Below are 17,348 nucleotides of genomic sequence, written 5' to 3'. Positions count from 1 at the left end.
GCTTTCAGACTTCAGGTGAAGGAATTTCAGCTGAGCATGCAAAAAACCTATTCTTCAAGGAAGCGTTCGCAGATAAAACTGCGCATCCACTGATTGGCCGCATCCTGGTTATAGCGCCTGTGCCAGAACATATTGGTTTGCAGGGCTGGCAGGCGTAGCGGTGGTTTGACGTAGCGCAAACCAAAAGGCTGGGCAGCACGCTCCGCCAGTTTTTGTGGCACGGTCACCAGCAAATCATTATTGCTGACGATATAAGGCACTGCAACGAAGTGCGGCACGCGCAGATGGGCAGCAGCGATAATGCCGGCTTTTTCCAGACTCTGATTGACCTTGGCATAAGGGTTTTCTTTTGAAGCAACAATCAGGTGACGCGCCGTCAGGAAGTCTTTCAGTTCCAGTTTGCCCGCAGCCAGAGGGTGGCTTTGACGGAACAGGCAGACATAGTTTTGGCGGAACAGGCGGCGCTGATACCAGGCGTCCGACAGATGATCAAAGGCACCGATTGCCAGATCGACACGGCCGGATTCCATTTCTGTTTTTAAATCGATATCACTGGCACGTACGGTCGCCAGTTGTATATTTGGCGCAAGTTTGTGCAGATGTTCCGCCAGCAAGGGCATGAAATACACTTCACCGACGTCGGTCATGGCGATGGTGAAATGGCGTTTGCTGCTGGCCGGGTCAAAGCTTTCTTGCCGGTTCAGTGCCTGAGTGATGTGGTTCAGCGCCAGGGCCACCGGCTCAGCCAGTTGCTCAGCCAGGGCGGTAGGTTGCATGCCTGTGGTCGTACGTACAAATAATTCATCATCGAAACTGCGCCTCAACCTGGCCAGGGCGTTGCTGATCGCAGGTTGCGACAAGGCAAGCTTGCGTGCGACGGCAGATATCTGCCGCTCCTGGTATACCTCCTGGAAAACTACCAGCAGGTTCAGGTCTATGTCTTTGGGTTCGAGCATCTTGTTTTGTATTATTGATTTTGTGAATGTAGTACATTTTTGTATTTATATCGTAAAACGGCAAGCTTTGCATTAAAGTTGCCCTGTTAAAACCACAGTGCAGGATTGACCATGAGCAAGCTAGACGCCAGAGAAGTGCAATTGCAGTACCAGACCGGCTTTGCCAACGAGTTCGTAACCGAGGCATTGCCAGATGCGTTGCCAAAAAACCAGAATTCCCCGCAAAAATGCGCCTATGGCCTGTATGCAGAGCAAATTTCGGGAACAGCTTTTACCGCTCCGCGCCATGCCAATCGCCGTTCCTGGTTTTACCGCATACGCCCGGCCGCCATGCACCAGCCGTTCAAGCAAATTGGCAATGGCCGCATGACGAATGATTTTGCAGCAACACCAAGTACACCAAATCAATTGCGCTGGGACCCCATGCCCATGCCGGATGTTGCAACGGATTTTATCGATGGCTGGATGACCATGGCTGGCAATGGCTCGGCGGATGCCCAGACAGGTTGCGCCATCCATATCTATACCGCGAATGTCGATATGACGACGCGTTTCTTTTATGATGCAGATGCCGAACTGCTGATCATCCCCCAGCAAGGCCGCCTGCATATCCGTACTGAAATGGGCTTGCTCGATATAGAGCCGCAAGAAATCGCCGTGATACCGCGTGGTGTGCGCTTCCAGGTGCAATTGCCAGATGGTGAGGCACGTGGTTACGTCTGTGAAAACTTCGGTTCCATGCTGAAACTGCCCGACCTGGGCGTCATCGGTTCCAATGGCCTGGCCAATCCGCGCGATTTCCAGACGCCGGTGGCCTGGTATGAAGACCGGGAAGGTGATTTTGAATTGCTGGCCAAGTTCAGCGGTAATCTGTGGTCAGCAAAGATAGGCCATTCACCGCTGGACGTGGTGGCCTGGCACGGCAATTTTGCACCGTACAAATATGATCTGCGCCACTTCAACACCATAGGTTCGATCAGCTATGATCATCCCGATCCTTCGATCTTCCTGGTTTTGCAGGCGGCCAGTGATACGCCGGGTGTCGATACCATAGACTTCGTGATCTTTCCGCCGCGCTGGCTGGCCGCAGAAAATACTTTCCGCCCGCCCTGGTTCCACCGCAATATTGCCAGTGAGTTCATGGGACTTATCCATGGTCAATATGATGCCAAGTCCACCGGCTTCCGCCCCGGTGGTGCCAGCCTGCATAATTGCATGAGTGGTCATGGCCCTGATGCACCGACATTTGACAAGGCATCAACGATAGATACAACGACGCCACATAAAGTTGATGATACGATGGCCTTCATGATAGAGACGCGTAACATCATCAAGCCAACCAGGGTTGCGATGGAAGCACCGCAATTGCAGGCCGATTACTATCAATGCTGGCAAGGTATCAAGAAAAATTTCAATCCGGAGCAAAAATAAAATGACGGTACAACTCAACGAAACCCATGATGTCAACTTGCGCAGCTGGGTTGCTTCGGCCAACCAGTCTGGTACAGACTTTCCGCTGCAGAATTTGCCGTATGGTGTATTTCGTCGCCAGGGCAGCAGTCAGGCGTTTCGCATCGGTGTTGCCATCGGTGACCAGATACTGGACCTGGCGGCCGCTCATGCAGCCCATGCCTTTGCCGGTTACACCGAATTGCAGGGTGGGCATTTCACCAATGCCGTCAATGCCAATAACCTCAATGCGCTGATGGCGCTTGGTGCACCGGTATGGTCGGCACTGCGCCTGGCCCTGTCGCGTGTCCTGCGCGAAGGGGCAAGCCTGCAAGCCGCCTTGCAAGCCTGTCTGCTGGCACAAAGCGCGGCAGAATTTGCCTTGCCTGCGCATATCGGTGATTACACTGATTTTTATACTTCTGTCCATCATGCGACAGCGGTGGGCAAATTATTCCGTCCTGATGCGCCTTTGTTACCCAATTACAAATGGGTGCCTATTGGTTACCATGGCCGCGCCTCATCGGTAGGCGTATCTGGTCAGCAATTCCGCCGCCCTGTAGGACAGACCAAACCACCTACATCCGAGACACCGGTATTTGGTCCGGCCAGGCGCATGGATTATGAGGCGGAAGTCGGTATCTTTGTCGGACCAGGCAATGCTCTTGGTGACGTTATCACTATGGACAAGGCAGAATCACATATCTTTGGTCTCTGCCTCTTGAATGACTGGTCGGCACGTGATGTACAGGCCTGGGAATATCAGCCTTTAGGTCCTTTTCTTGCCAAGAATTTTGCCACCACCATTTCACCATGGGTAGTGACGCTGGAAGCGCTGGCACCATATCGCCGTGCCTGGACCCGCGATGCAGCAGACCCGCAACCCATGGCTTATCTCGATGCACCGGATTTGCGTGAAAGCGGCGCTTTCGATATCGAACTCGAAGTCCTGTTGCAGACAGAAAAAATGCGTGCAGCAGGTCTGCCAGCGGAACGTCTGTCGCTGTCGAACTTCCGCCATTCTTACTGGACGATCGCGCAGCTGATCACCCATCATACCGTGAATGGTTGCAACCTGAATCCCGGTGATTTGCTTGGTTCTGGTACGCAGTCTGGACCAGCGCCGGAAGAGGCCGGGTCCTTGCTGGAGTTGACTGAGGGTGGCAAGAAAGCCCTGAGCCTGAGCAATGGCGAGCAGCGTATTTTCATGGAAGATGGTGATACCATCATCATGCGCGGCTGGGCGCATAAGGAAGGATGTGCGCGGGTTGGGTTTGGTGAAGTTGCAGGAACCTTGTTGCCAGCCAGGAGCTAAGCCTGCTGCCTGTTACATCTGCAGGAAACGCCGCTGTATCAGAAAAAACGGGACTATTGGTCCCGTTTTTTACGCTTGCCCAGGCTATTTCGAATACAGTATTACCCTATAAAATCAGTAACATTAATAGACCCATTGGCAATCAATTTGACGATGAAATCTCCAGCATCGACGGCATTGAGTTTGCTGCCTATGTTTTCAAAAGCATAGGTGCCGGCGGCCGTTCCTGATTGAACGGTGATATAAAGAGCCTGGCTGGCAGCATTCAAGGGAATACCGGCACTGGCGGCAGCATCGCTGATGAGGCTGGCTAACTGTGCGGTATCAGCTGCAGAGATGGTGATCTTGTTCAGGCTGGTGGCCTGTATACCTGTCAAGAACACATCTGCCCCGGCAGCCTTGAAGTTGAAGATGGTGTCCGGGGTGCCATCGCCAAACAAGGAACCGCTGGCCTTGATTCTGTCTACACCTGCCCCAACGGCAGACAGTTTGATGGTATCCGCAGACGTGCTGCCGACGATGTTGACATAGCCGCTACCTGTGCCAAGCAGATTCAGAGTTTGTCCGCCACTACCAAGTTGAAGAACTCTGAGGTTGACATCTTTGGTGAAATTGAGTGTGATTCCGGCACCATCCGCATTGACAAAAAAGTCGGCGCTGCCGCCGCTGACCACAATGGTTTCAATATTGCTGACCCTGTTGAGATTTCTGCTGCCAGTCAATACGCCCAGATCCAGTGTATCGACACCAGCACGGCCATCAATCGTAGTGCCCATCGCATACTGTGCGTCGCTTATGTGAAAGACATCATCTCCCGCTCCACCAATCAGGTTCACATCGCCTTTGGCAAAATGTGAACCTTGGGCAAAGTCCAGGTTAAGGGCATTAATCAGGTCACGTCCGTAACCCCCAGGGACATTGGCTATATCAGTGACGACGGAGTGCGTATATCCGCTCAATAAGCTGGCTGTCTCAGGGGTGCTCACCAGGCTCAGCCATTCTTTGCCAACATTGTAGCCACTTGCTGTGGTGATATAGTAAGCAAGCTGTAGGTCAACTCCCGTCAGCTCAGCGGTAAATGATGCTGCCATACTGGCTTTGCTAGCCAGCGTGACGGCATCAGTACCGATAGCGCCATTGGCAATCGCCAGGGCAGCCTGACCTATGCTGAATAAGCCTTTATTAATCTGCCCGCTCCAATATGCCAGGCCTGCATCATCGGCATCATGTGAGAACAGGTTTTTATAGATAAGATTGAGTGTGCTTTCTGTATTTTGACCGTCAAAATTTCTTTTGTATTCAATTTGTTGTGCAAAGGTGTCAGCGATCTGCGTCAGTGAAAGATGCTGCTTCATCCAGTAGTCGAGGCCTACAGGGTCTGCCGGCCGGCCGAAGTAAGCGATGTATATTTTTTGTATATCTGAGGCTGTATTGGTCATGAATTTTTCCACTAAAAAGCGTGAAATGAGAAGATTTGTAACGGAAGCACTGCCATCTTGCTTCCAAACTCTGGCCGGATACTAACAGTTGGCGTCATTAAATTTTGTGATATTCGTCACAAAATTTAATGATAATAAAAAAGAAACTAAATAGAGTGAAATTTAATCTTGATATTTAGTGTCAATAGCAAAACGGAAAGAATTTTGTATTGATGTGCAAAGGTATTTTAAATACACCGATGTATTTCGGCAGCCCATCACAAAGTGGTGGGAAGCCGGATAAGTATCCTGATCTGTGAGCACAGCGGACGCTACATCTTGTTTAAAAAATGTGGATGAGGATATTCACGGGCTCAATGGCCAGTCTGCAGCAATGACCGAGAGGCTATTGCGAAATTAACCTGGTGTTGTTGTACATCCCGAACGTAAAACCCGATACTAAAGTACTGCCTGCGCCGGCGTCGCCTGGTCAGGGGCTCCGAGCCGTCTAAATTTCGCAACTGCCTTTAAAACCGGGACATAGTGAGTGAATTATGGCAATGAAGAGTGACATGCCTGTCGGGGCATGTCATTCATTTCTGTTGCAACGGGGGATCAGGTGAAGGGGATATTAAATCTGCACCCAATTACCCTTGAATACAATCGGGCCAGAAGGTTTTTCCGGATTGCCCGAACCACCTTTGGGTTCCAGCGTCACTGCCAGCAAAGGCACGCTGTCTGCAGTCATGTCCTTAGGCATGGGCAGGGTGATGATGCCCTTGTCGGCCACCAGACCCAGGGATTTGACTTTGCCATCCTTGCCCACTGCCCACAGTTCCAGACTCTTGTCGGCGGCGATGTTTTGCGCTGTCACCATGCGTATCTGTAACTGGCCGCGTTTGCTGTCGCCGGTAATGACTGCGATAGCCTGTGCTTTGTCATCCGATAAAGTGGCGACAAAATTGGTTTGTGGAGTCGCCTGCTGTTGCTCTGCCTGCTTGCTGAGCAGGACAGAAATCAGCAACACGGCTACCGTAGTCGAAAACATGCCCAGGCCACGCCAGAAGGCCAGGTCTTCACGCAGTTTGCCCCAGTTGCGCCAGTAGGCCCATGGATCTTTGGCAATATGCAGGTTCAGGCGTTTTTCCAGTGCTGGCCAGACAGAGGCTGGTGCTGTCACCGCCGGTGTCAATTCGGCCATGGGCAGCAGATGCCCTTCCCATTTGCCGACGACCATGCGCAAGGCGGCGTCCTGCTTCAGCCATTGTTCAAAGCGGCGGCGTGCGCCGCCACGCAGGGTGCCGAGTACGTATTCAGATGCCAGTTTTTCCTGGAGGGCGGGGTTGTTTTTTATCTGGTGTAAATTCATCATGCCTCCAGCCGTGTGAGGCAGGTACGCAGTTTGTCCAGCCCGCGCCTGATCCAGGTCTTGACGGTGCCGATAGGTAATTTCATCTGTTCAGCCACTTCACTATGTGACAGGTCATGGAAAAAAGCCATTGCCATCGCCTGCCTGTGCAAACCTTCCAGACGTGACATGCAGGATGCCAGCGCCCTGGCATCCTGTGTCAGCTCCAGTGATTGTGCTGGTGTTGGTTCGCTGCTTTCCATGGCTTGCATGATTCCCATATCAAAATTGTCTGCATCGATTTCCACATCATGATCAAGGCGACGCAAGAGATCGAAAGCGCGATTGCGTACTATTGTTGTCATCCATGTCATGGGTGCAGCAAGGCCACTCTGGTAACTGGCGGCATTGTTCCAGATGTTGACAAAACTTTCCTGCAAGACTTCTTCAGCCAGTTCGTGCTTGATTAATATACGCAGCGCAAAGCCAAACAGTTTCGCTGATGTGGCGTCATACAGGCATTTGAATGCCTGTGCATCTTTGCGGGCGACGGCGGCCAGCCATTGCTGTAGCTGGCTATTATCTGGGGCGATAGGCAATGGTGTATCCAGTCTGATAAGAAAGATGGGCTGATGCGCAGATTTTAGTCGATTTTCAAATCAGCCAGCATGGTTATCTGTATGGACAAACAGGGCCGGGTTCTGTTCTGCATATTCACGCAACAGATTCCATACCACGCGCACCCTTTGCAGACGGTACAAATCACTGGGCGCTGCCAGCCAGTAAGAGCGTTCAGTAAAGAAACTGTCTTTCAAGACAGGAACCAGAGTGCCGCTGGCGGGGATGGCATAGGGCGGTGCCATGATCAGGCCCATACCTGCTGCCGCAGCTTCGCATTGCGCCATCATGCCGGTACAGCACAGGCGACGGCGCGGGGCAAAGCCCAGGCGGTCAAGAAAATTCAATTCACTGCTGGCCAGGCGGTCTTGTACATAGTCGACAAAATCATGTTGGGCCAGGTCGGCTTCACTGCGTATCGGGGGATGGCTGTCCAGATAAGACGGCGAAGCGTACAGATTCAGGCGGAAGGTCGCCAACCTGGTAAATACATAGCGCCCGGTATTGGGCGGGTCCAGTGTGACGCCAAGGTCGGCTTCGCGGTTGGCCAGGTTGGCAAAGCGTGGCTGTACCAGCAAGTCGACGCTGAGGTCGGGATGATCTTTCAACAGACTGACCAGCAAGGGGGCAATCACCAGGGTGCCAAACATTTCCGGCACACCCAGACGTACGACGCCATGGGCTGATACACCGGCTGCGCCCAATTGTTCAGTGGCTGTCAGGGCGGCGCTTTCCATGGACTCGGCATGTGGTAGCAGGGCGTGACCCATCTCGGTCAGCTCATAACCTTCGCGGCTGCGGTCGAACAGGGTGGACCCCAACTGGGTTTCCAGCCTGTCTATGCGGCGCGCGACGGTGGTGTGTTCCACGCCCAGACGACGCGAAGCACCGGATAGCGTACCAAGGCGGGCAAGCTCCAGAAAGTAACGCAGGTCAGTCCATTCGGGCATGTTATTCATACGACCAATTGTGCACCAAAGCACATAGGGCGGCAATCTTCTGGCTTGCTTGCGCACTAAATTCGAGCATTTTTCGGGTTTTGTTGTATTTCTGTGCAGTAATTTATGCCGCTAAATCCAGGTTTTTCATTCACATGTGCATTAATGCACAAAGGGTTGGCAGCAATGAACTTTCTCAGGATTTTTTTTAAAGGCACACTTCCTGTCATGCGACATACACCACGTATCAGGCGCAGATAAAAAAATACAGGAGACAGTGATGAACCAGAGCAAGAGAAAGCAGAGATTCTTACGTCGGTCGGCTGCGGCATTGATTGCCTTGTCCGGTAGTGGCATCAGTCATGCACAAACCGCCAGTACGACAAATAATGCAGAAGCGGCCAAGGCAGCAGAGCCTGCCACCGTAGTCGTGACGGCGCGTCGCCGTGAAGAATCCCTGCAGGACGTGCCGGTATCGGTAACAGCTTTCTCTGCGGATCAACTCTCCAAAACCGCGGTTCCTGACATTGTGGGCCTGGTGCAGACCCTGCCCAATACCACGATGAAGGCATCGCGCGCGACCAATTCCACACTGACTGCGTTTATACGCGGCGTTGGTCAGCAAGACCCGCTGGCCGGTTTTGAGGCGGGTGTCGGTATTTATCTCGACGACGTGTATATTGCTCGCCCGCAGGGGGCGGTGGCCGACATCTATGATGTCGAGCGCATAGAAGTCCTGCGTGGCCCGCAAGGTACCCTGTATGGCCGCAACACCATAGGCGGTGCCGTCAAATATGTGACACGCAAACTGGCCCCGGAGACCGATGTACGCCTCAAAGCCACAGTGGGTACTTATGGCCAGACAGATGCAGTGCTGACTGCCAGCACACCGGTATCCGATACCTTCAGGATAGGCGCCACCCTGGCCAAGTTCAAACGTAACGGCTTCGGCAAGAACCTGGTGACAGGTGGCGACAACTATGACAAGGATGTTGCTGCCGCCCGCCTCAGTGCAGAATTTACACCGAATTCCAATCTGTTCATCCGTCTCTCAGCTGATACCACCCAGGATGACTCCAGCCCCAAAAACGGCTATCGCCTGACCGTAGGTAATGCCAGCAAGGCGCCGATACTCGACAATGTCTTTGATACCCGCGCCAACCTGACTACGGCCCTGGGACATCTGCAGCAGGTCAAACAAAGCGGCGGCTCTGCCCTGGTGGAATGGCAGATCAATAATGAACTGACCCTGAAATCGATTACTGCCAGCCGCCGTGACACATCATATGCGCCTATCGATTTTGACTCGCTGCCGGTGGTTGACCTGGAAGCACCTGCCGTCTATAAAAACCGTCAGTTCAGTCAGGAACTGCAACTCAGCTATAACGGCAAGACCATACAGGGTGTAGCCGGCGTCTACTATATCGATGCCAACGCCTATAACAAATTCGACACCCTGCTCAACGGTGCATTGCCACTGTCCGTGTATACCATGGGTGACGTTGACACCAAGGCCTGGGCCATATTTGCCGATGGCAGCATGAACCTGTCTGATACGGTCAGTGTGTCTGCCGGTGGTCGTTATACTTCCGATACCCGCCAGGCGGCCGTGCTGCGCCAGTTGTATCTTGGTACCAAGGGTTCACCTGAACTGGGCAACCCTGGCGCTGTGCTGTTCCGTACTGATACGAACCTGAGTAAGGCAGACCTTGATCGCACCGATACCAAATTCACACCGCGCCTGTCACTTAACTGGAAAGCCAATGCTGACAACAATGTCTATGCATCCTGGTCGCAGGGTTTCAAAGGCGGTGGCTTTGATCCGCGCCTGAATGTCGTCGGCACCAAGATCAGCCTGGCCAAGGCCAAGTCTGGGTATGAGCCGGAAGAAATCGAGACGCTGGAACTGGGTCTGAAGTCACAGTTTGACAAAGGTCGCATCATGACCAATGCCGCACTGTTCTTCAGTAACTATAAAAATGTACAGATACCTGGTTCGGTCGCAGTCGACACCGATGGTGACGGCAAGGACGATAACTTCGCCGGTGTGACGACAAATGCAGGCAAGGCCCGCATACGCGGTTTTGAACTCGAAGCGACCGCACGTATCACCGATGCTTTCCGCCTGTCAGGCATGTTCAGCTATATCGACGCCAAGTACACCCAGTTCATCGTTGCCGGTGTGGATGTGGCCAGCCAGAAAGTGTTCCAGAATACTCCCAAACAATCTGCCAACCTGACAGCGACTTACGACTGGCCCATGGCTTTCGCCAGCAAGAATGGCACGCTGTCGCTGATAGGCAGCTATTCTTACCGTGGCGCCACTAACCAGTTTGAAACACCGAATGCACTGCTGGACCAGGATGCTTATTCCCTGTGGGATGCCAGCCTGGTCTGGACCAGCACGGACAAGCGCCTGCGCGCCGGTCTGCATGGCAAAAACCTCGGCAATACCAAGTACAAGGTCGCTGGTTATTTGTTCCCCACGCTGGGTTTGGAAGGCAGCACGACCGCTTTCTATGGCAATCCAAGGACCGTTTCAGCAACGGTGGAATACCGTTTCTGAACTGTGCTGAAGATACCTGGCGAGAGGAGCATTTAGTGACTAGCTATTCAGACATCAGTTTCACCAGCACCGATGGCTTGCGCCTGTATGCACGTGATTATGCGTCATGGGGTGGCCGCGCAAAATGTGCGGTTATCTGCATCCACGGCCTGACCCGCAATTCTTCTGACTTTGAAGAGCTGGCGCCGTGGATAGCGGCGCAGGGCAGGCGCGTGATTGCTGTTGATGTCAGGGGGCGTGGCCGTTCCCAGCATGATACGGACCCTGAACATTACAACCCGGCGGTATATGCCAATGATGTCATCAAGCTGGCGCAAGACCTGGGCATCGCCAGGGCGGTGTTCATCGGTACGTCCATGGGCGGCATCATCACCATGACACTGGCTTTGCGCAAGCCCGGGCTGATTGCAGCAGCCATACTCAATGACGTCGGCCCGGTGATTTCAGCCAAAGGCCTGGCGCGTATTGCCAGCTATGCCGGCAAGGGGGCAGATGTGGCCAACTGGGATGGGGCAACGCAATATATACGCAGCATCAACCTGACCGCCTTCCCCGATAACAGTATGGAAGAATGGACCAAATGGGCCAGGCGCGCTTTTGTTGAAGATGCCGATGGCAAGCTGGAGCTGCAATACGATCCGCATATTGCCTTGCCCCTGCAAAACGGCAAGCTGAAGTCGAAATCATGGACTGCCAATTTCGCCTTCAGACGGCTTGCCCGCCAGCGTCCCACTCTGCTGATACGTGGCGATCTGTCTGACCTGATAGAACCCGAACAGGTCGCTTATATGCGCTCCGTCGCACCGGAGATGCAATATGCTGAAGTGCCAGGGGTGGGACATGCGCCCATGCTGATGGAAGCGCAGGCGCAATCAGCCATTCGCGAATTTTTAGCCACCGTTGATTGAGAAGTGCAGTATGCTTACGCAGAGTCGTGAAGAACAAGAAGCCGCCGACCGCCGATCTGTTCAATGAAGCCAGTGAACACCAAACAATATGCAGGAGACACAATGCAAAGCAAGATACAAAGCAGCATATGCCATCAACTCAGCTTGATCACCCTGGCGCTCGGCACTGTTTTTGCGTCGGCCAGCAGCCTGGCGCAAGACCTGAAAATTGCCCTGATCGCCGGCAAGACCGGTGCGCTGGAAGCCTATGCCAAAGAGACAGAAACCGGCTTCATGATGGGTCTGGAATACCTGACAGGCGGCAAAATGGAAATCAATGGTCGCAAGATCAAGGTCATCGTCAAGGACGACCAGAGCAAGCCAGACCTGGGCCGCACCATGCTGGCCGAGGCCTATGGCGACGATAAGGTGGATATCGCGGTTGGCACCAGTTCTTCCGGTTCTGCCATCGCCATGTTGCCGGTGGCAGAAGAATACAAGAAGGTACTGGTCGTCGAACCTGCCGTGGCCGACGCCATCACCGGCGAGAAATGGAACCGCTATATTTTTCGTACCAGCCGCAATTCCATGCAGGATGGCCTGGCCGCTGCCAGCACCATCAAGGCGGGCGGCAGTATCGCCTTCCTGGCGCAGGATTATGCCTTTGGCCGCGACGGTGTAAAAGCCGCCAAGGAAGCCCTGGCGACTGTAGGCGCCAAGGCCAAGATCGTTCATGAAGAATATGCGGCGCAAAACACGACAGACTTTACTGCGGCGGCCCAGCGCATTTTTGATGTGCTCAAAGACAAGCCCGAGCCGCGCGTACTGCAAATCATCTGGGCTGGTCCCAATCCCATGAACAAGCTGGCAGACATGAAGCCGGAGCGTTTTGGCATCACCCTGGCACCGGGCGGCAATATCCTGCCGGTGATGAAGAACTGGAAAACCTATGTCGGTACCCAGGGCACGATTTACTACTATTACGACTTTCCGAAAAACAAGATGAATGAATGGCTGGTGGCTGAGCACACCAAGCGTTTCAAGGCGCCGCCTGATTTCTTTACGGCTGGTGGTTTTTCCGCAGCCAGCGCGGTTTTCACTGCACTCAACAAGGCCAAGTCCAGCGATACGGAAAAGCTGATCGCTACCATGGAAGGCATGGAATTTGACACACCAAAAGGCAAGATGAGCTTCCGCAAGGAAGACCACCAGGCTATGCAGGCCATGTACCATTTCCGTATCAAGAAAGACCAGAAGAATGAGTGGGATTTGCTGGAACTGGTCAGGGAAATTCCTGCTGCCGAGTTGCCATTGCCGGTCAAGAACAAGCGCTGATGATGGCGGACCGGCAAATGGGTAGTGTCCCGTCCTTATCTACGTGTGAACTCAGCATACGCTTTGGCGGCCATGTGGCCGTCAACCAGGTGACGGCTGATTTTTATCCGGGCACGCTGACTGTCATTGTTGGGCCAAACGGTGCGGGAAAAACGACTTACTTCAACCTGATGTCAGGGCAACTGCCCGCGACATCAGGCAGCGTACACCTGTTTGGCAAGGACGTGACTTCCCTGGGGGCGGCGGCCCGTACCCGCAAGGGTATAGGCCGGGCTTTTCAGTTGACCAATCTTTTCCCGCATTTAAGTGTGATGGAAAATGTGCGCCTGGCGGTGCAGAGCAAGGCCGGACTTGGCCTGAATATCTTCTCACTCTGGTCTTCACATGCAGAACTGCTGGATAGGGCAGGGCATTACCTGGAAAAAGTCGCACTGATTGATAGAAAAATGGACAAGGTCGCTTCGCTGTCACATGGTGACAAGCGCAAGCTCGAAGTTGCCATACTGCTGGCGCTTGAACCTGACATCCTGATGTTTGACGAACCGACCGCAGGCATGAGTGTCGATGAAGTGCCTGTCGTGCTGGACCTGATCCACCAGGTCAAGGCAGAAGGCAAGAAAACCATCCTGCTGGTTGAACACAAGATGGACGTGGTGCGTTCACTGGCGGACCGTATCATTGTCCTGCATAACGGCACCCTGGTGGCTGATGGTGACCCGGTTGAAGTCATGGCTTCTGCCATTGTGCAGGAAGCCTATCTGGGTGTGCCACAGGATACGACCGCAGACAAGAATGCAGAAAAAAATGCAGGAGCGCGATATGCCTGATACAGCTTCCAGAACTGCGTCAGCCCTGCTGAGCCTGTCCGGCGTGCACACCCATATAGGGGAATACCACATCCTGCAAGGCGTTGATCTGGTCGTTCCGCGTGGCGGCCTGTCTGTGCTGCTGGGACGTAACGGTGCCGGTAAGACGACGACCCTGCGTACCATCATGGGCTTGTGGAAAGCCAGCCAGGGACAGATACAGTTTGACGGCCACGACATCACCAAAATGGCGACACCCGATATCGCGCAACTCGGCATTGCCTATGTGCCTGAGAGCATGGCCATATTTTCTGACCTGACGGTGAAAGAAAACCTTTTGCTGGCGGCCCGCAGCGGCCCGCTTGATATGAACAGGGTGGAATGGATATGCAGTTTTTTTCCTGCCCTGAAAAAATTCTGGAATTACCCCGCTGGTAATTTATCAGGCGGCCAGAAGCAGATGGTGGCAATCGCCCGTGCGATAGTTGAACCGCGCAAACTGATACTGGTTGATGAACCCACCAAAGGGCTGGCGCCTGCCATCATCGTCAGCCTGATGGCGGCCTTCAATGAACTCAAGGCCAGTGATACCACTATCCTGCTGGTGGAGCAGAATTTCAATTTCGTACGTAATCTGGGTGACAGCGTTGCCGTGATGGATGATGGCCGTGTCGTCCACGGCGGCAGCATGCGCGCCTTGGCTGATGATCAGGACCTGCAACAGCAATTGCTGGGCCTGTCGCTGGCAGCGCATCAATGATGCAGGGATGAGTGCAAGAGGATATCCATGACTGAAATCACACTAGTAAAAACTGCCGACACGGCCTTGCCAGCATTGCCACGCGACATCCTGCCCTTGCTGCTGGTGCCTGTGCTGGCCTTGCTCATGCTGCCCCTTGTCGGCAGCTTCCCAACCTGGATTACCCTGACGGTGGCTGGCCTGGCCATGGGCATGATGATTTTTATCATGGCCAGCGGTCTGACCCTGATCTTTGGCTTGATGGATGTACTCAATTTCGGTCATGGTGCTTTTGTCTCTGTCGGTGCTTTCGTCGCTACCCTGGTGTTGCTGCCCATGCATGGCTGGCTGGAAGCTGACTCTCTACTGATGAACCTGGCGGTACTTGGCTTGGCCGTTGCCCTGGCCATGCTGGCAACCGGCCTGCTGGGCTGGGCTTTTGAGCGCCTTATTATCATGCCGGTATATGGTCAGCACCTGAAGCAAATCCTGATCACCATGGGCGGCATGATCGTCGCAGAACAAATGATCAACGTGATCTGGGGGGCAGAACAGATACCGCTGCCGCTGCCGACCAGTCTGCGTGGCTCTATCCTGCTGGGCGACGCTGCCATAGAAAAATACCGCCTGATTGCAGTTGTCGTCGGGATGCTGGTATTCGTCGCCATGTTCCTTATCCTGAACCGTACAAAAATTGGTTTGCTGATACGCGCCGGTGTGGAAAACGGTGAAATGGTGGAAGCCCTGGGCTATCGCATACGCCGCCTGTTCATCATGGTATTTGCTGCCGGTTCCGCCCTGGCTGGACTGGGTGGTGTCATGTGGGGTTTGTACAAGGAAAGCCTGACTGCCGCCATGGGTGGCGACATCATGGTGATGGTGTTTATCGTCATCATCATTGGCGGTCTTGGCTCTGTCGGCGGCTGCTTTATCGGCGCCCTGCTGATGGCCCTGGTGGCCAACTATGCCGGTTTCCTGGCGCCCAAGCTGGCCCTGGTGTCAAATATCCTGCTGATGATAGCCGTATTGCTGTGGCGGCCGACAGGTTTGTACACCGTAGTCAGACGCTGATAGGACAAGTCAATCATGAGCTTACTGAAACAGATATTATCAGACGACCTGCCACGCAACCGCTGGCTGGCGCTGATGCTGATGGTGATTCTTCTTGGACTGGCGGGTGCACCCTTCATCACCAGTGGCGCACGCCCCCTGAATACGGCGGCGACCATCTGCGTCTATGTGGTGCTGGTCGCCTCCTATGATTTATTGCTTGGCTATACCGGCATCGTTTCATTTGCCCATACCATGTTCTTCGGCATAGGCGCCTATGGCATAGGTTTGTCACTGGCCAGCGCCTCGCCATCCTGGTGGGTGGCGATCACCGGCTTGTTGCTCGCGCTGTTACTGACGTTGGTGCTGGCCCTGGTTGTCGGCCTGTTTGCCCTGCGTGTCCGCGCCATCTTTTACGCCATGATCACTCTGGCCGTGGCATCTTCTTTTGCCGTACTGGCTTCGCAGATGTCTGACCTGACCGGCGGTGAAGATGGCAAGACTTTCAGTGTGCCGGCTCTGCTTTCACCAGCTTACCGCCTGTTTGAATCAGAGATTTTTGGTCGTGTAGTTGATGGCAAGATCATCACTTACTACCTGGTTTTTGCAGGAAGTGTGCTGTTATTCCTGTTCATGCTGCGTGTAGTCAATTCTCCATTTGGCCGGGTCTTGCAGGCCATCCGTGAAAATGATTTTCGTGCAGAAGCGCTGGGTTACCGCACTGTGCATTACCGCATATTGGCAAACTGTATCGCTGCCCTGGTGGCTGCTTTGGCTGGCGCCCTGATGGCCCTGTGGTTGCGCTATGTCGGGCCCAAGACCATGTTGAGTTTTGAAGTCATGACCGATATTTTGCTGATCGTCGTGATAGGCGGCATGGGAACCATGTATGGCGCTGTTGTTGGCGCAACCCTGTTTGTGCTGGCGCAGAATTACCTGAAGACCCTGATGGCGGCAACGTCATCTTCATTGTCTGGCATCCCCCTGCTGGCCAATGCTTTTCACGAAGACAGATGGATGCTGTGGCTGGGGGTATTATTTGTGGTGTCGATTTATTTTTTCCCGACGGGGATAGTCGGGCGCTTGAGAGGGAAGTCTTAGCGGCTTCACATCCTGGTGGACTGTCACAGTGAAAATCGGAGCGCCTGCCATGTGCGCGACGATCATGGCTGCGTTGCAAATACTCGCGATAGTCCCGCTATCGCTGTGTTTATTTGTCAACACCTTGCCTTGCCCTGATGCGCCGTGCACATGTTTTTCACTCTCGATTCCACTGTGATAGTCCACTGATCGTTTTTGCAAACCGGCGGGCCATCAATGTTCACTCCCCGTGCCTTGGTGGCCTGCCGTTCTTGCAAAGTCAAAATTCTGTCGCCAGCATGGAATAACACTTAAGGTCGACATAACGGCCATGCTTGTATTCGCATTCGCGTAATACGCCTTCGAGCCGGAAGCCCATTTTTTCCAGCAGACGCCAACTGGGAATATTTTCTGGCTCTACCATGGCTTGCAGCCGGTGCAGGCCCAGGTGACCGAAGCAATGGGCAAACATGACAGCCAGGCATTCGCGCATGACGGCTTTGCCCCAATATTCTGGGGAAATCCAGAAACCGGTTTCGGCGCAATGATGTTCCTGTTCCCATTCATGCAGGCCGCAACTACCTATCAGCTGGTCCGGATTCTCTTTGCTGCATATGCCCCACCATATGCCTATGCCGGTTTGCCAGACCAGTTCGTAATAATCCATTTGTGCCTGGGTCGATTCCAGCGTGTCATAACTGATGCCGTAGTACTCAGTGACACGCGGGTCGGACAGACCGGAAAAAATGGCGGGCATATCGGCAGCGACGATGCGGCGCAGTCGATAGCTTGCAGTTTCGAGTGAAGGGAAAGGTACAGGTTCGGACATAAAAAATTAACTAT

General features: G+C 53.6%; 15 protein-coding genes. 9 read left to right on the top strand and 6 right to left on the bottom strand.

From position 1 onward, the window contains the following. Window positions 1-47: 47 nt before the first annotated feature. Window positions 48-956 (bottom strand): LysR family transcriptional regulator, encoded by a 909-nt coding sequence (locus LZ463_RS01830; protein WP_241453245.1) that lies wholly within the window; start codon window positions 954-956, stop codon window positions 48-50. A 111-nt stretch (window positions 957-1,067) separates the two neighbouring features. Between LZ463_RS01830 and hmgA the strand changes: the two genes are divergently transcribed. Both hmgA and fahA read left to right on the top strand, forming a co-directional pair. Further along, on the top strand, window positions 1,068-2,387 hold the full coding sequence (hmgA, locus tag LZ463_RS01825; protein ID WP_241453243.1) for a homogentisate 1,2-dioxygenase: 1,320 nt from the start codon (window positions 1,068-1,070) through the stop codon (window positions 2,385-2,387). A 1-nt stretch (window position 2,388) separates the two neighbouring features. After that, window positions 2,389-3,720, top strand: a complete 1,332-nt coding sequence (gene fahA, locus LZ463_RS01820) for a fumarylacetoacetase (RefSeq protein ID WP_241453241.1) — start codon at window positions 2,389-2,391, stop codon at window positions 3,718-3,720. A 101-nt stretch (window positions 3,721-3,821) separates the two neighbouring features. On the opposite strand, the gene LZ463_RS01815 is transcribed toward fahA, so the two are convergent. From LZ463_RS01815 to LZ463_RS01800, 4 genes are all read right to left on the bottom strand, one after another. Beyond that, window positions 3,822-5,159, bottom strand: a complete 1,338-nt coding sequence (locus tag LZ463_RS01815; RefSeq protein ID WP_241453232.1) for a DUF4214 domain-containing protein — start codon at window positions 5,157-5,159, stop codon at window positions 3,822-3,824. Window positions 5,160-5,769: 610 nt separating this feature from the next. After that, a complete protein-coding gene (locus LZ463_RS01810) occupies window positions 5,770-6,510 on the bottom strand; it encodes an anti-sigma factor (protein ID WP_241453230.1) in 741 nt (246 codons plus the stop codon). Further along, entirely contained in the window at window positions 6,507-7,085 is a 579-nt protein-coding gene (locus tag LZ463_RS01805) for an RNA polymerase sigma factor (RefSeq protein WP_241453228.1), read from the bottom strand. Before LZ463_RS01805 ends, LZ463_RS01810 begins: the two co-directional genes overlap by 4 nt. Window positions 7,086-7,145: 60 nt before the next feature. Continuing rightward, entirely contained in the window at window positions 7,146-8,063 is a 918-nt protein-coding gene (locus tag LZ463_RS01800; RefSeq protein ID WP_241453226.1) for a LysR family transcriptional regulator, read from the bottom strand. 259 nt (window positions 8,064-8,322) lie between these two features. On the opposite strand from LZ463_RS01800, the gene LZ463_RS01795 reads away from it, so the two are divergent. From LZ463_RS01795 to LZ463_RS01765, 7 genes are all read left to right on the top strand, one after another. Then, window positions 8,323-10,608: a TonB-dependent receptor gene (locus LZ463_RS01795; protein WP_241453225.1), complete on the top strand. Its 2,286-nt coding sequence runs from the start codon at window positions 8,323-8,325 to the stop codon at window positions 10,606-10,608. Between the two features lie 35 nt (window positions 10,609-10,643). Continuing rightward, a complete protein-coding gene (locus LZ463_RS01790) occupies window positions 10,644-11,516 on the top strand; it encodes an alpha/beta fold hydrolase (protein WP_241453223.1) in 873 nt (290 codons plus the stop codon). 102 nt (window positions 11,517-11,618) lie between these two features. Then, window positions 11,619-12,830: a substrate-binding domain-containing protein gene (locus LZ463_RS01785; RefSeq protein ID WP_241453221.1), complete on the top strand. Its 1,212-nt coding sequence runs from the start codon at window positions 11,619-11,621 to the stop codon at window positions 12,828-12,830. Window positions 12,831-12,847: 17 nt separating this feature from the next. Continuing rightward, entirely contained in the window at window positions 12,848-13,657 is an 810-nt protein-coding gene (locus LZ463_RS01780; RefSeq protein ID WP_241453218.1) for an ABC transporter ATP-binding protein, read from the top strand. Next, window positions 13,650-14,396: a branched-chain amino acid ABC transporter ATP-binding protein gene (locus LZ463_RS01775; protein ID WP_241453217.1), complete on the top strand. Its 747-nt coding sequence runs from the start codon at window positions 13,650-13,652 to the stop codon at window positions 14,394-14,396. The genes LZ463_RS01780 and LZ463_RS01775 overlap by 8 nt, the downstream gene beginning before the upstream one ends. A 27-nt stretch (window positions 14,397-14,423) precedes the next feature. Then, window positions 14,424-15,446 carry a branched-chain amino acid ABC transporter permease gene (locus LZ463_RS01770; protein WP_241453215.1) on the top strand — a complete coding sequence of 341 codons (1,023 nt, stop codon included), beginning with the start codon at window positions 14,424-14,426 and terminating at the stop codon, window positions 15,444-15,446. 15 nt (window positions 15,447-15,461) lie between these two features. Beyond that, window positions 15,462-16,526 carry a branched-chain amino acid ABC transporter permease gene (locus tag LZ463_RS01765; RefSeq protein WP_241453213.1) on the top strand — a complete coding sequence of 355 codons (1,065 nt, stop codon included), beginning with the start codon at window positions 15,462-15,464 and terminating at the stop codon, window positions 16,524-16,526. A 259-nt stretch (window positions 16,527-16,785) separates the two neighbouring features. Here the strand turns inward: LZ463_RS01765 and LZ463_RS01760 are convergent, their stop codons facing one another. Further along, entirely contained in the window at window positions 16,786-17,334 is a 549-nt protein-coding gene (locus LZ463_RS01760) for a GNAT family N-acetyltransferase (protein ID WP_241453211.1), read from the bottom strand. Window positions 17,335-17,348 lie beyond the last annotated feature (14 nt).

This window comes from Undibacterium paludis (assembly GCF_022568815.1).
GTDB lineage: Bacteria > Pseudomonadota > Gammaproteobacteria > Burkholderiales > Burkholderiaceae_D > Undibacterium.
This window is presented reverse-complemented; position numbering and strand designations above follow the sequence as displayed.